Annotated in this window: 10 protein-coding genes; 5 read left to right on the top strand and 5 right to left on the bottom strand. The window is 64.1% G+C overall.

All coding sequences use genetic code 11. The features are described from left to right. Positions 1-49: 49 nt before the first annotated feature. The 5 genes from zwf (at position 50) to eda (ending at position 5,951) form a co-directional block, all read left to right on the top strand. Positions 50-1,489 carry a glucose-6-phosphate dehydrogenase gene (zwf, locus tag RT131_RS01845; protein ID WP_313169731.1) on the top strand — a complete coding sequence of 480 codons (1,440 nt, stop codon included), beginning with the start codon at positions 50-52 and terminating at the stop codon, positions 1,487-1,489. After that, positions 1,486-2,493, top strand: coding sequence for a glucokinase (glk, locus tag RT131_RS01840; RefSeq protein WP_313169730.1), 1,008 nt, complete (start codon positions 1,486-1,488; stop codon positions 2,491-2,493). Before zwf ends, glk begins: the two co-directional genes overlap by 4 nt. Beyond that, positions 2,490-3,209 carry a 6-phosphogluconolactonase gene (gene pgl, locus RT131_RS01835; protein ID WP_313169729.1) on the top strand — a complete coding sequence of 240 codons (720 nt, stop codon included), beginning with the start codon at positions 2,490-2,492 and terminating at the stop codon, positions 3,207-3,209. The genes glk and pgl overlap by 4 nt, the downstream gene beginning before the upstream one ends. 132 nt (positions 3,210-3,341) lie before the next feature. Then, entirely contained in the window at positions 3,342-5,252 is a 1,911-nt protein-coding gene (gene edd / locus RT131_RS01830) for a phosphogluconate dehydratase (RefSeq protein ID WP_313169727.1), read from the top strand. A 39-nt stretch (positions 5,253-5,291) separates the two neighbouring features. Next, the gene (eda, locus tag RT131_RS01825) at positions 5,292-5,951 is read left to right on the top strand and encodes a bifunctional 4-hydroxy-2-oxoglutarate aldolase/2-dehydro-3-deoxy-phosphogluconate aldolase (protein WP_296250452.1); all 660 of its coding nucleotides are present in this window, start codon (positions 5,292-5,294) and stop codon (positions 5,949-5,951) included. A 334-nt stretch (positions 5,952-6,285) separates the two neighbouring features. On the opposite strand, the gene RT131_RS01820 is transcribed toward eda, so the two are convergent. The 5 genes from RT131_RS01820 to RT131_RS01800 form a co-directional block, all read right to left on the bottom strand. Beyond that, the gene (locus RT131_RS01820) at positions 6,286-9,435 is read right to left on the bottom strand and encodes a discoidin domain-containing protein (protein WP_313170209.1); all 3,150 of its coding nucleotides are present in this window, start codon (positions 9,433-9,435) and stop codon (positions 6,286-6,288) included. A gap of 128 nt (positions 9,436-9,563) precedes the next feature. Then, positions 9,564-10,415 carry a carbohydrate ABC transporter permease gene (locus tag RT131_RS01815; protein WP_313169724.1) on the bottom strand — a complete coding sequence of 284 codons (852 nt, stop codon included), beginning with the start codon at positions 10,413-10,415 and terminating at the stop codon, positions 9,564-9,566. Next, entirely contained in the window at positions 10,412-11,293 is an 882-nt protein-coding gene (locus RT131_RS01810) for a sugar ABC transporter permease (RefSeq protein ID WP_313169722.1), read from the bottom strand. The genes RT131_RS01815 and RT131_RS01810 overlap by 4 nt, the downstream gene beginning before the upstream one ends. Next, on the bottom strand, positions 11,290-12,567 hold the full coding sequence (locus RT131_RS01805; RefSeq protein ID WP_313169721.1) for a sugar ABC transporter substrate-binding protein: 1,278 nt from the start codon (positions 12,565-12,567) through the stop codon (positions 11,290-11,292). Before RT131_RS01805 ends, RT131_RS01810 begins: the two co-directional genes overlap by 4 nt. Before the next feature lie 10 nt (positions 12,568-12,577). Beyond that, entirely contained in the window at positions 12,578-14,110 is a 1,533-nt protein-coding gene (locus RT131_RS01800; RefSeq protein WP_313170207.1) for a glucoamylase family protein, read from the bottom strand. Positions 14,111-14,216: the final 106 nt, after the last annotated feature.

Below are 14,216 nucleotides of genomic sequence, written 5' to 3'. Positions count from 1 at the left end.
TGAAGACGAACAATTGACAACGATGTCATCCGCACCCGAAACTCGCGCAATGCACGACACCCTCTTCCTGTTCGGTGCCACAGGCGATCTGGCCCAGCGTTATCTGTTCCCGTCCCTGCTACGCCTGCTTGGCGACGGCCTACTTCCTGAAGATTTCCGCGTCCGTGCGCTGGCCTTGTCGCCGCATGACACCGAGAAGTTCCGCGACATCCTGCGCCCACGGCTGGAAGCCGCGATGCCCCATGCCAGCCAGGAGGACATCGGCAACCTGCTCAACCGCATCGACTATCGCTCGGTGGACCTGCGCAATGCCGAATCGGTCGCCGAGGCGGTCAAGGACCTGGTGCACCGCAAGTGCGTGAGTTATCTGGCGATCCCGCCGGGCCTGTACATCTCCACCTGCGAAGGCCTGGCACTGGGCGGCGCGCTGGCTGCACCCAACCGCCTGATGCTGGAGAAGCCGATCGGCTCGGACAGCGACAGTGCCGAGGAGATCCTGCAGTCCATCGGCCAGCTGATCGACGAAGACCGCGTGTTCCGCCTGGATCACTACCTGGGCAAGGCGGCGGTGCAGAACCTGATGGCACTGCGCTTCGGCAACACCTTGCTGGAAGCGGTGTGGAACCGTAACTACATCGCCTCGGTGCACATCCTCGTCGCCGAGAGCGACGGCGTGGATGGCCGCGACTCCTATTACTCACGTTCCGGCGCCCTGCGCGACATGGTGCAGAGCCATATCCTGCAGCTGCTGTGCCTGGTCGCGATGGAGCCGCCGGCATCGCTGGAAGCCGATCGCATCCGCGACGAGAAGGTGAAGGTGCTGCGCGCCCTGCGACCGCTCGACGCCAAGCACGCGGCCAAGGACAGCGTGCGCGGTCGCTACACCGCCGGCACCATCAACGGCCAGCCCGCGCAGGCCTACCAGCCGCCGGAAGGCAGTGAAGCGGAAACCTTTGTCGGCGTCACCGCACATATCGACAACTGGCGCTGGGCCGGTGTGCCCTTCCATCTGGTTACCGGCAAGCGCCTGCCCGAGCGCACGACCCGCATCGAGGTCAACCTCAAGCCGGTAACGCATTGGTTGTTCGAGCGCCCCGACCGCAAGAACGCAACCCCCAACCGCCTGACCTTCCAGTTGCAGCCGCAGGAGAACATCCAGCTCGGCCTGATGAGCTCGCTGGCCGGCCCGGAATGGGGCGCACTGGAACTGCAGCCGCTGGAGCTGGAACTGTCGGTTCCCACCGGCCTGCACCGTCGCATCGCCTACGAACGCCTGTTCCTGGATGCGTTCAACGGCAACCACGCCCTGTTTGTGCGCGATGACGAAGTACGCGCGGCCTGGGCCTGGATCGACAGCGTCAGCGACGCCTGGAAGGCTGCCGACCTGCCGATGCAGCCCTACCCCGCCGGTGGCTGGGGCCCGCAGCTGGCGCAGGATTTCCTACCCGAATCCATCGCCGCCGACGCCGGTCCGGAGCAGGGGCTGTGAGCCCCAGCGCTGACCTGATACTGGTAGCGGATATTGGTGGCACCAACGCGCGCTTCGCCTTGGCCGACCGTTCCGCCACCACGCCGCTGGATCAGGGCAGCATCGACGAGTATCCGGTGGCGCAGTTCGCGTCACTGGCCGATGCCGCCGCGCATTACCTGCAGCAGCGTGGTGCGAGCGCCACCAGCGGCGTGTTCGCGGTCGCTGGCCGCGTGGATGGAGACGAAGCGCGCATCACCAATCACCCGTGGGTCATCTCGCGTGCGCGTACTGCCGAGCAGCTCGGCTTCGGGCAGCTGCACCTGATCAACGACTTCGTCGCCCAGGCCATGTCGATCGCCCTGCTCGGCGTTGACGATGTGGTGCAGGTTGGCGGTGCCGGTTGGCAACCCGCCGCCGAAGGCGAATCACGCAACTACTGCGTGCTTGGCCCCGGCACCGGCCTTGGGGTTGGCGGTCTGGTGGTACGCGATGGTCGCAACTACCCACTGGCCACCGAAGGCGGCCATGCCAGTTTTGCGCCGAACTCCCCCGAGCAGATCCGCATCCTGGAGATCCTCTCGGCACAGTTCGGCCGTGTCTCCAACGAGCGCCTGGTCTGCGGCCCCGGCCTGGTCAATATCCATCGTGCGATCTGCGAGATCGCCGGCACCGACCCGGGCCTGCTGCAGCCGGCCGACGTCAGTGCCCGCGCTGCCGACGGCGATGCATTGGCAAGCCGTGCGGTTGAAGTGTTTCTTGAAATTTTCGGCGCCGTCGCCGGTGACGCAGTACTGGTGCAAGGCGCCTGGGACGGCGTGTTTCTCACCGGCGGACTGGTTCCGCGCCTGTTGCAGCAGCTGCAGCATTCCGGCTTCCGCCAACGCTTTGAGAGCAAGGGCCGGTTCGCCGCGACGATGTCGCAGATCCCCTCGATGGCCATCATCCACCCCTGCCCCGGGCTGCTGGGTGCCGCCGCTTATGCGCTGGACATGCAGCGCGCAACCCCAGGAGTGTCCGCATGAACGCCGCTGTTTCCGACCGCATCACACTTGTCCGCCACGCTGACGAAGAGGCCTGGACCGAAAGTGTCGCCAAGGAAATGGCAGCGCTGTTGAGCGCGGAAATCGCGCAACGCGGGCGCGCCCGCATGTTGCTGTCCGGCGGCACCACCCCGGCTCCCATCTACGAAACCTTGTCCGACCAGGGCCTGGAATGGGCACGGGTCGAGGTGGGCCTGGCCGATGAGCGCTGGCTCTCCCCGCAGGACAAGGACAGCAACGCCTGGCTGGTGCGCGACAGCTTCCTGCGCCATGCCGAAGGCGCGCATTTCGACCCGCTGGTGCGCGTTGGCCTGCCCATCGCCGAGTGCGTGCATACCGCCAATCTGCTTGCCACCCATTCGCAGCCGGCTTGCCTGGTGGTGCTGGGCATGGGCAATGACGGTCATACCGCGTCGCTGTTTCCCGGCTCGGCGGACCTAGCACAGGCACTGCAGAGCAAACATCCCTATGCTGCTTTGGATGCGACCGGCTGTCCCGTCGCCAAGCATTGGCCACTGCGTATCACCCTGACCCCGCATGGCCTGGCTTCGGTCAACCAGCGCCTGCTGCTGCTACGTGGCAAGCAGAAGCTCGATGTGCTCAACGCCGCGCTCGCCTCCGGCGATGTCCTTGCCTACCCGATCCTTGCCGCAATCAATGCGCCCGGCAACAAGCTGCGCGTGCATTGGGCACCGTGACCCGGCGAATGCGGACTCGGGAATTGGGAATGGATAGCCCAGGTTGTTCCCCATCACCAGCGGCCTGATCCGACCGCAAACCCATCGTCCGAGCACTACCAGCAACCTCCCCCCATTCCCAGCCATAAAGCCATGCATCCTAAAATCCAAGCCATCACCGATCGCATCCGCCAGCGCAGCGCCCCGTCGCGCGCGGCTTATCTGGCCGGGATTGATGCCGCGCTGCGCGAAGGTCCGTTCCGCGCACGCCTGAGCTGCGGTAACCTGGCCCATGCCTTTGCCGCCTGCGGCCCGACCGACAAGGACCGCCTGCGCGGTGACGTGACGCCCAACCTCGGCATCATCACCTCGTACAACGACATGCTGTCGGCGCACCAGCCGTTCGAGCATTACCCGGAGTTGATCCGCAATGCCGCACGCGAGCTCGGCGCTACCGCCCAAGTTGCCGGCGCGGTACCGGCGATGTGCGACGGCGTCACCCAGGGCCGTGGTGGCATGGAGCTGTCGCTGTTCTCGCGCGACGTGATTGCACAGGCAACGGCAATTGGCCTCAGCCACGACATGTTCGACGCCACCATCTATCTGGGCGTCTGCGACAAGATCGTGCCCGGCCTGTTGATCGGCGCCCTCGCCTTTGGTCACCTGCCGGCGGTGTTCGTGCCGGCCGGACCGATGACACCGGGCATCCCGAACAAGAAGAAAGCCGAAGTCCGCGAGCGCTACGCCGCCGGCGAAGCCAGCCGCGAAGAACTGCTGGAAGCCGAATCCGCCTCGTACCACGCGCCGGGCACCTGCACCTTCTATGGCACCGCCAACTCCAACCAGGTGCTGCTGGAAGCGATGGGCGTGCAGCTGCCGGGCGCCTCGTTCGTCAACCCGGAACTGCCGCTGCGCGACGCCCTCACCCGCGCCGCCACTGCACGCGCACTGGAAATCAGTGCACTGGGCAATGATTTCCGCCCGTTTGGCCATCTGATCGACGAACGCGCCATCGTCAACGCCGTGGTCGCCTTGATGGCCACCGGCGGCTCGACCAACCACACCATCCACTGGATCGCCGTCGCCCGTGCCGCAGGCATCGTGCTCACCTGGGACGACATGGACGAGCTCTCGCAGATCGTGCCGCTGTTGGCCCGCGTCTACCCGAACGGCGAAGCCGACGTGAACCGCTTTGCCGCTGCCGGTGGCCCGGGTTTCGTGTTCCGCGAACTGATGGACGCCGGCCTGATGCATGCCGATGCGACCACGATTGCAGAAGGCGGCATGCGCGCCTTCGCCCAGGAGCCGCGCCTCACCGACGGCAAGGTCAGTTACGTGCCCGCCGCTGAGGTCAGCGGTGACGAGGAGGTGGTGCGCCCCGCCTCCAATCCGTTCGAGGCCCAGGGCGGCCTGCGCCTGCTGCGCGGCAATATCGGCCGCTCGCTGATAAAGCTGTCGGCAGTGAAGCCGCAGTACCGCACCATCGAGGCGCCGGCCGTGGTCGTCGATGCGCCGCAGATCCTGAACAAGCTACACGCTGCCGGCGCGCTGCCGCAGGACTTCGTCGCCGTGGTGCGCTACCAGGGCCCACGCTCCAACGGCATGCCGGAACTGCATTCGCTGGCGCCGTTGCTGGGCCTGCTGCAGAACCAGGGGCGTCGTGTTGCACTGGTCACCGATGGCCGCCTGTCGGGCGCCTCCGGCAAGATCCCCGCCGCCATCCACGTCACCCCCGAAGCAGCACGCGGCGGCCCGATCGCACGCATCCGCGAAGGCGACCTCATTCGCCTGAACGGTGAAGCCGGCACGCTGGAAGTACTGGTCGATGCCGACGAATGGGCTGCGCGCGGCGTTGCCGCCAACACCGCGCCGGCCGGCTCGGACATGGGCCGCAACCTGTTCGCGATGAACCGCCGCATCGTCGGTCCTGCCGATCAGGGGGCGATCTCCATTTCCTGCGGCCCGGCCCGTCCCGATGGCAGCCTGTGGGACTACGACGCCGAATACGAGCTTGGCCACGACCACGCCGCAGCCGCTGCCCCCCACGAAGCCAACGACGCCTGAGATCCAGGATTCGCGAAGACTTTTATCAAAGAGGACTCCATGAACATCGCCCAATACCAGGACCGCGCCGAGCAGCTCTTGAGCGCCGCCGGCATCCTGCCAGTCGTTACCGTGCACACCCTCGACCAGGCGCGCGCGGTCAGCGCCGCCCTGCTCGAAGGCGGCCTGCCCGCGATTGAACTGACCCTGCGCACGCCGGTAGCAATGGAAGCGCTGGCCATGCTCAAGCGCGAACTGCCGGATGTGGTGGTTGGCGCAGGTACTGTATTGACCGTCGAGCAGATGCAGCGCTCGATCGACGCCGGTGCTGATTTCATCGTCACCCCGGGTACGCCCGCGCACATGGCCGACGCCTTGGCTGCCGCGCCGTTGCCGGTGGTTCCAGGCGCGGCCTCGCCGACCGAGTTGCTGGAACTGGTCGCGCGCGGCTTCCGCATCTGCAAGCTGTTCCCGGCCACGGCCGTCGGTGGCCTGGCAATGATCAAGGGCGTTGCCGGTCCGATCCCGGAGCTTAAGCTCTGCCCCACCGGCGGCATCACCGAAGCCACCGCAGGCGATTACCTGTCGCAGAAGAACGTGGTCTGCATCGGTGGCTCGTGGATGGTGCAGGACAGCTGGATCCGCAACGGTCAATGGGACGAAGTGAAGAAGTCCGCCGCCGCTGCCGCCGCCATCGTCAAGCAGGCCCGCGCTGGCTGACACAAAGCAGCTTCTTTTGTAGGAGCGGCGTAAGCCGCGAAGCCGACAGCATCGAAACCACCTGCATCCACTTCCCCAGGTTCCGACCAGCAAGCGGGTACCGTGCCAGGCGTGATCTGCACGCAGCATCAGCTTCGCGGCTTACGCCGCTCCTACAAGCATTTTCCCGGAAAGCCCCTGCCGAGCATGGCTCGGCACCACATCATTGCTCCCGACCTTTGGCCGCAAGCCAACGGGGGCGTGTTGGTTTCTTTTTTCAGACCCGACGGAAGTTCTTCCTCTCCCTCTCGTCGACTGGCCTGCGCCTCGGTATTCGAGGCGCAGTTTTTATTCCTCAACGCTTGCTGCGTTCACTGCGACGCAACTCGGCGGGAATTTCGATCTCGACTTTCGCAGGCAGGCTGCCGACATGCAGCTCATTGCCCAGCCACTGTGCCGGTTCGCCATTGATCGTCGCCTCTCCAGGCGAGCCCTCATAAGGCCATTGCAGCAACAGCCCAGCCGCTGGCAGGCGCAATCCTTCCGACACCTGCAAGGTCAGCTGCTTGTCACTGCGCTGCAGCGTGTAGCTCAACATCCCGTGCGAGGTATTCAAATCCTCTATGGCGATGCCCTTGCCGGTCAGCCAGCTGGCGGGCACGCCCGCAGCGAGCACGATCGGGCCGTCGACATCACGCTCGTACGCGAACATATCCAATGCCGAACGCACGAAATCCGAAGCCACCCAGGCATGCGGCAGGTCACCGACAAAGAACGGCTGGCGCGGCGTCGATGACACCACTTCGGCCCACTGGTTCCATGCCGGCGGCGCACGGTCCTTGAAGAAGAACTCGGTGGCTTCCCAGGCCCGTGCACGCCAGCCCAGGCGCACGAAGGCGCTCACGTTGCGCCACTCGTAGGGCGTGTAGTCCTTCCATTGCCGCTTGCCGTCTCGGCGTTCGACGAAGTTCTGCCAGTAACGCTCGAAGGTATTGTCCAGGGCGGGCTGCGGCAACCTGCCCTGCTCCCCCCCTGGCGCCAACGCGATCGTGGTGGAGGTGGCGTCGAAGTCACCCAGCTCCACCGAGCCGGGCAGATAGTCGATCTTGTGTGCCGCCATTGCCGCCCGCAGTGAATCATCCAGGTCCTGGCGGAACTGGTCACGCGACGCAGCCATGGTCAGCGCTTCGCTTTCCAGACCCAAAGCAGCGGCCATGTCGGCTGCGTCCTTGTAACCGCGCAGCGCCCAGAAGTTGTCCCAGTACGAATGCACCGGCTTGGCCGAATAGCCTTCGTGGCTGATTGAAGCCGGCATCATGCCGTAGAAGCCGGCATTGCGCGCACGGTTCTCCTCGGTACGCTCGCTCAGCCGCAGCTGCTCCATGTAGTTCCAGGCCTTCTGCACATGCGGCCACATCTGCTGCAGGAAGGCTGCGTCACCAGTGTGCCGCCAGTACTCCGCAATGGTGTAGATCAGCTCGCCATGACTGTCGTTCTCCGGCACCGGGTCGCTGCCGCGTGCATCCACGCAGCATGGCACCATGCCGCTCTCGAACTGATATGGCGCATACCAATCCACGTACTGGCGCACCGCATCGGCGCGCCCCATCCGCAACAGGCCTTCGGAAATCATCGCGCCATCGCGGATCCAGCTGCGCGCATAGGAACGTGTACCGGGCTGCAGGCTGGGTCCAACCCGTGAGATCAGCAAATGGGCGAGCGCGGTCCGCAGCGTATTTGCCAACGGCTGACCCGCCTCGGGCACGCGCAGCTTGAGCTGGTCGAGCTTCTGCCGCCACATCGTAGCGACCTGTTGCTGCGCCTTGTCGGCATCGAACCTGGCCGGCATCTGCCAACTGCCAGTCTGTGGCAGCACCAGCACTACTTCGCGACGCTGGCCCGGCTCCAGTTTCCAGTTGTAGACCAAAGCACCCGAAGCCAAGCCGGTGGCGTCGCGAACCTCCTGCGTGGTTGGCAAGTTCTTGTCAGCCAGATGGGTGACATCCAGCTTGCTGTCGAAACTGCTGGCAAAGCCCGTATCTGCCGGAAGCGAGGTATACACGCGCGGCTGGCCATTGACGCTTATCTGCCCGGTCCGCACGGCCAGATTGTCGATACGACTGACGCCACCGATCGTGTTGAGAAACTGGCTGGGTGGATTGACCTGGAACGGCCGCACCGCCAGCGCCAACCGGTACTCGTGCGCGACCTTGTCCGTATTGCGCAGCTCGTAACGCGCCACCAGCTGCGCCTGCTCCGGCCGGCCCTGCACGAAACCGCTCACGTTCAAACCAAATTGATCGTGCTGCCAGGCCACCGCCGGCATCGGCAGATACCCGTCCTGCAGACTCTGGCTGGACTTCACCTCCGCCCACCCGAGCACCTTGCCATCGAGCACGACGAACGGCTCGATGCTGAAGCCACCCTTCACCGCCTCCAGTGCGCCGTCCTCGCTGATCAGCGCCTGCTCGCGGCCGCCATCCAGGCCCAGAATGGTCCAGTACGGCTGCTCCCCACTGAAGCCACGCGGCAAGGAACCGCGCGGCAGATCAGCGGCGATAGAGCGGATGAAATCATTCGGTGTATTGGCAAACGATAAAGGCTTGAGGCTGATATCGCGGATGCCATAACGCCAGTTCGGCCCATCAACCAGATCGAAGCGCAGGTAGCGCGCCTCGGTTTCCGGCAATGCCAACCAATCCCTGCCGCCGCTGCCGCTGGTGACTTCACGCAGCGTCTTCCAGTCGCGGCCATCCGTGGACGAACGCACCACGTAGCGCGACGCTTCCAGGCCCGGTGCCCATTGCACCACCGCCCCGCCGAACTCGCGCACCTTGCCCAGGTCCAGGCTGACTGTCTGCTGCTTTACGCCGCCACTGATCCACAGCGTATCGGGCTTGCCATCAGCGATGCGCTGCTGCAGGGCGGTGGCGGTATCGGCGATCACCGTGGTGGTCAATGCCGAGTTGTCTTCCTTCGGCAGCGGCTGCAGGGTCAGTTGGTCAAAGCAGACCGTGCCGCGGCCGCCGACCTTGCTGTAGATGGTGAACTCCACTGCCGCACTGCGGCGCAGGGTCTTGTCCTGGTCAGGCCCCCAGGCTTTCTCGATATGTCGCTTGCGGTAGCTGATGCGGGTCCAGTTCTTCGGGAAGGTGAAACCTGGCCGATTCACCCACCAGACATTGTCGCCACTTGCATCGACCAGCTTGAACTGCAGGTCGTTGGCCGGCGAGTCACCGCGCAGGTCGAAAGACAGCTGGTAATTTTCCGGCCAGGTCACATCCAGCGGACGGCGGATACCGACGTAGCCGGAAACCTCATGGAAGTCATAGTCCAGGCACAGCGCGCGGCCGTTGTTGCCGGCAACCGGGCGCAAGGAGCCACTGACCTGCGGCGAGGTGATCAGCTGCCACGCAGCAATATCGTCGAACTTGGCCAACACGGCAGCGCTGGCCGGTTGCACCCACGCCAGTAGCAAACACAGCAGACCGAACGCGTAACGCATATTCATCACCAGAATCCTGATTCACCACCGGCAACAGCAGCCGGATTTTCGCAAAGATCAACGCCATTCGCGGCGGTATGTTTCGTACGGAAGTGCAGCGCTACGGCCCGGTGGCAGCTCGTTCCGCATCAACCCTTGACGCTGCCCAGCAACAGACCCTGGATGTAGTAGCGCTGCAGCACCAGGAACAACAACAGCACCGGCAGCACCGTCACCACGGCACCGGCCATCATCATTTCCACGTCCATGATGTGCTCGCGCGACAGGCTGGCCAGCGCCACCGGCAAGGTGTAGTGCTCCTGGTCGGTCAGCACGATCAGCGGCCACATGAAATCGTTCCACGCCCCCATGAAGGTGAAGATCGCCAGCGTCACCAGCACTGGCTTGAGCATCGGCAGCACGATCTGGAAGAAGATCCGCGCCTCGCTGGCACCGTCGATACGCGCCGCTTCCAGCAGTTCGTCGGGAATCGAGCGTGCGTACTGGCGCACCAGGAAGATACCGAACACGCTGGCCAGTGCAGGAACCACCACGCCACCAAAGGTGTTCACCAAGCCCATCTGCTTCATCAGCAGGAACAACGGCAGCATCGCTACCTGCGCAGGGATGACCAACGCAGCCAGCAGCATCTGGAACAGCCGCTCGCGGCCGGCAAAGCGCAGCTTGGCAAAGGCATAGCCGGCCAGGGTATTGAACAGCAGCGACCCCAGGGTGATTGCAATCGACACCAACAGGCTGTTGACGAAGTTGTTGCCCATGCCAGTGCGGGCGAACAGCGCCTGGTAGTTGGCCAACGTGGTGTGCGCCGGCAGCAACGGCGGCGGAAACTGCGATGCCTGCCCGCTGGGCATGAACGACACCGACAGCATCCACGCCAAGGGTGCCAGGCTGATCACAGCCAACAGCAGCAGGCCGCCGTTCACCCACCACGCGTGCCAACGCGACTGCCCGATCTCCCGGCTTGTACCTACCCGGCTCATACCAGTTCCCTGCGTTTACCGAAGCGCAACATCAACGTGGTCACCGCCAGGATGATCAGGAACAACAGGAAGGCCACGGCCGAGGCCCGGCCAAGGTTCCACCACTTGAAGCCTTCCTCGAACATGAAATACAGCACGCTCACCGTGCTTTGCAGCGGGTCCCCGCGGGTCATCACATAGGGCTCGGCGAACAACTGGAAGTAACCGGACACGGTTATCACACCAACCACCAGCAGCACCGGCCCCAGCATTGGCAGGGTGATATGCAGGAACTGCTGCCAGCGCGAGGCACCGTCGATGCGCGCCGCCTCGTACAGGTCCTTCGGGATCGCCTGCAGGCCGGCCAGGAAGATCACCATGTTGTAGCCGAAGTTCTTCCACACCGCGAAGCCGATGATGGTCGGCATCGCCCAGTTCGGGTCGCCCAGCCAATCGATCGGATTGATACCCATCTGGCCCAGCCCCCAGTTCACCAGCCCGTAGCGGGTGTGGAACAGGTAGCGCCAGATCACCGCCACCGCCACCAGCGTGGTCACCACCGGCGCGAACAATGCGGTGCGGAACAGCGCCTTGAAGCGCGCGGCCGGGGCATTGAGCAACAGCGCCGCCCCCAGCGAAACGGCTATCGACAAGGGCACCCCGGCCACCACGAAGTACGCGGTATTGCCCAGCGACTTCCAGAACATCGGTGTCTGCAGCAGGTCGATGTAGTTACCCAGACCATTGAAGCGCAGGTTGTGCGGGTCAGCCAGGGCATAGAGATCGAAGTCGGTCAGGCTCAAGGCCAGCGCCGACAACACGGGCAAACCAAAGAACACACCGATCACGATCAGCGCCGGTGCGGCAAAGATCCAGCCAGCCAGCGAGCCGCGCCTCATGGTGCCGCCTTCGCGGCTGCATCGGTCTGCTGCTCGACGATCCAACGGCGCTTGGCGAGGATGTCGTCCACCTGCTGATCCAATTGTTCGACCGCCTTGTCCTGCGGCAAACCACCACGCACCACCTGCTCGGTCACCACCCGCATCTGCTGGGCGATGCGCTCCCACTCCAGAACCTTGGGTGTGGGTTTGACGCGCTCCAGCTGGTCGGCGAATGCGGCGGTCAGTGGATCATCCTGCAGCTCCGGCGACTGCCAGGCGCTGCGGCGCGGCGGCAGGTCACCGATGATCTTGTAGAAGCGCTGCTGGATCGCCGGCCGCGACAGGAACTCGATCAGCTTCCACGCCGCCTCTTTCTTCTGCGAGGAACGGAACACCACCAGACTGGTGCCACCGGCAATGCCCGCGCCAAGCCCGTCAGGACCAGGCAACGGCGTGGCGCCCCACTCACCTTCCAGGCCAGGTGGCTGGCGCTGACGGAACTCGCGGATATTCCACGGGCCCGACAGATAGAACGCGGTGAAGCCACGGAAGAACTCATCCCAGACGTTGGAAATCTGGGTCTCGGACATCTTCGGCGCCCAGCCCTGCTCGAACATGTTGTCGTAGAAGGCCAGCGTGCGGCGGAAACCGGGACTGCGGAAGTTGCCGCGGGTATCGCCATCGCGCAGCAGCGAATCCTCCTGCTGCAGCGCGAATGACAGTTGTGGCTCGAATTCGTTCAAGGGCATCAGCACCGGATAGCCACGCGTGCCCATGATCTTCTTCAGCGCCGCGTTCGCCTGTTCCCATTCGGCCCAGGTCTTCGGTGGCTGTGTGTAACCGGCCTGGCGCAGCAGGTCCTTGCGATAGAACAGCAGGCGCGTATCCACGTACCACGGGATACCAACCAGCTGACCATCGACGATATTGGTGTCCCAGATACCGGCGAAGTAGTCGGACTGATCGATGACGGTGGAGGTATCGACCAGTGGCTGCAGCGGCGTCAATGACTGCAGGGTCGCGAATTCGGCGATCCAGGTATTGCCCAGCTGGCAGACATCGGGAAGTCCGTCAGCCGCATACGCCGTCAACAGCTTCTCGTGCGCTGCGGTCCACGGAATGTTCTGCACATCAACACGGATTCCCGGATTCTCCGCCTCGAACTCGCGCACCAGTTCGCCGACCACTTCCGCTTCGCGGCCCATCGCCCAGAACCGCAAGGTCGTTTCCTGTGCAGGCTTGGCGCAGCCTGCCAGCACCAGCAGTGACAGCAGTGACAGCGCGCGGATCATTGCCTGCGCTTCACTGCTTCTTGCCCATCGGCGCCGCCGGCTGTTGGCTGGCGGCCTTCTGTTCTGCCGCTGCCGCCGCGCGCGACTCGGCAATACCCGCGGCCCGTGCAGATGCGGCCTGTTCGTCCTTCTGCAGCGGCTGGAAGCTGTCCTCCGGCGCCAACCAGCCGCCGGTAAAGCCAGCCCGTTCCAAGCCTTTGCGGATGTAGGGATTCTTCTTCATCACCTCCCATACGAACTCATCGCGGTAGTTGGCGATGCCGGCCAGGATCGGCCCTTGGTCGATGGCGATGTAGTCGCTGGCCACCCAACCACGCTCGGGAATCAGGCGCCCGGTCTTGAGCGGAATGTCGTAACCGAAGCTGGGATTGAAGGAATCCAGGAAACCGTAGCTGGAGTACAGGTAGTCGCCATAGCGCTTATGCATTTCCACCGTGGCCGGGATGACGACCTCCGGCGCGAACGGCAACGAGGAGATCGCTGCCGATGGCACGATGGTGCCATCGTCGAAGTTCTCGCGCAGGCCCGCGCCGCGCGCCGAGTAATGGCGGAACTGGCGCTGCTCGCCCTTGTACTCCTGGGTGGTGTTCTGCGGTCCATCACCTGCGGTCAGACCCCAGACATTGGCGCTGTAATCCTTCCACTGCATCGGGTTCTCGATCGCGTACTCGCGCTGGGCCAGGGTGGCGCGGCGACTATTGAGGAAATAGTCGATGCCGCGCTCGCGCATGTACGGGTCCTGGATATCGCGGAAGTCGATCCAGACATGACTGTATTGGTGGCCGAACAGTGGCCCGAACGACAGGTACTCCTGCCCTTGGTACACCCCCCAATCGTTGTCATAGGTACGCGACCACACCGTCCATGCGTCGGGCTCAACCGGATGCGTCGGTGAACCCAGGGCCAGCACGTACAGCATCATCGCTTCGTTGTAGCCCATCCAGTTGTGCTGGATGAAACCGCTTTCCGGGAACCAGCCCATCGACACCAAGGGCTTGTTGCGTTGCAGCCACTGCCAGTCCACGCGCTTGTAGATCGTGTCGGCAATCTGCCGGATCTCCTTTTCGCGCGGATCGTCCTGATCGTAATAACTCTGCGCAAACAGCACGCCCATCAGCAACAGCGCGGTATCCACGCTGGAAAGCTCCACCCAGCTGTCATAGCGGCGGCCTTGCTGCATGTCCAGGAAGTGGTAATAGAAACCCTTGTAGCCGCCCTTGCCGGTGCGCTGCGGACCACTGGGCAGGTCACGGAAGAACTTCAACGTCACCAGGGTGCGCTCCACCGCCTGGTTGCGACTGACCCAACCGTTCTCGATGCCGATCGGATACGAGGTCAACGCAAATCCCACCGAAGCGATGCTGGCGAACGGCCGCGACGGATAACGGTCCGGCGTCAGCCCGTTCTGTTCGTTGGTGGTGTCCCAGAAAAACTGGAAGGTACGGCGCTCGATGTCGTCGAACAACGGCGGCAGTTCCGGTTTCATCGGCCGCGGCGGCAGATCCGCCTCGATCAGGATCACCTGCGGCAATACCTTGGGCATCGGCGGCTCCGGCGCCTTGCCACAGCCTCCCAACAACGCCAGCCCGATACCGGCGAGAACACAGGCCAACAATTGCGGGGTACGTGACTTGCTCAAGGCGACATCC

The sequence above is a fragment of the Stenotrophomonas sp. genome, from assembly GCF_032066555.1.
GTDB lineage: Bacteria > Pseudomonadota > Gammaproteobacteria > Xanthomonadales > Xanthomonadaceae > Stenotrophomonas.
This window is presented reverse-complemented; position numbering and strand designations above follow the sequence as displayed.

Excerpts from the sequence above, each read along its gene's own strand:
- zwf (WP_313169731.1), top strand. The coding sequence starts at position 50 with ATGCACGACACCCTCTTCCTGTTCGGTGCCACAGGCGATCTGGCCCAG.
- pgl (WP_313169729.1), top strand. The coding sequence starts at position 2,490 with ATGAACGCCGCTGTTTCCGACCGCATCACACTTGTCCGCCACGCTGAC.
- edd (WP_313169727.1), top strand. The coding sequence starts at position 3,342 with ATGCATCCTAAAATCCAAGCCATCACCGATCGCATCCGCCAGCGCAGC.
- eda (WP_296250452.1), top strand. The coding sequence starts at position 5,292 with ATGAACATCGCCCAATACCAGGACCGCGCCGAGCAGCTCTTGAGCGCC.
- RT131_RS01820 (WP_313170209.1), bottom strand. The coding sequence starts at position 9,435 with ATGCGTTACGCGTTCGGTCTGCTGTGTTTGCTACTGGCGTGGGTGCAA.
- RT131_RS01815 (WP_313169724.1), bottom strand. The coding sequence starts at position 10,415 with ATGAGCCGGGTAGGTACAAGCCGGGAGATCGGGCAGTCGCGTTGGCAC.
- RT131_RS01810 (WP_313169722.1), bottom strand. The coding sequence starts at position 11,293 with ATGAGGCGCGGCTCGCTGGCTGGCTGGATCTTTGCCGCACCGGCGCTG.
- RT131_RS01805 (WP_313169721.1), bottom strand. The coding sequence starts at position 12,567 with ATGATCCGCGCGCTGTCACTGCTGTCACTGCTGGTGCTGGCAGGCTGC.
- RT131_RS01800 (WP_313170207.1), bottom strand. The coding sequence starts at position 14,110 with ATGCCCAAGGTATTGCCGCAGGTGATCCTGATCGAGGCGGATCTGCCG.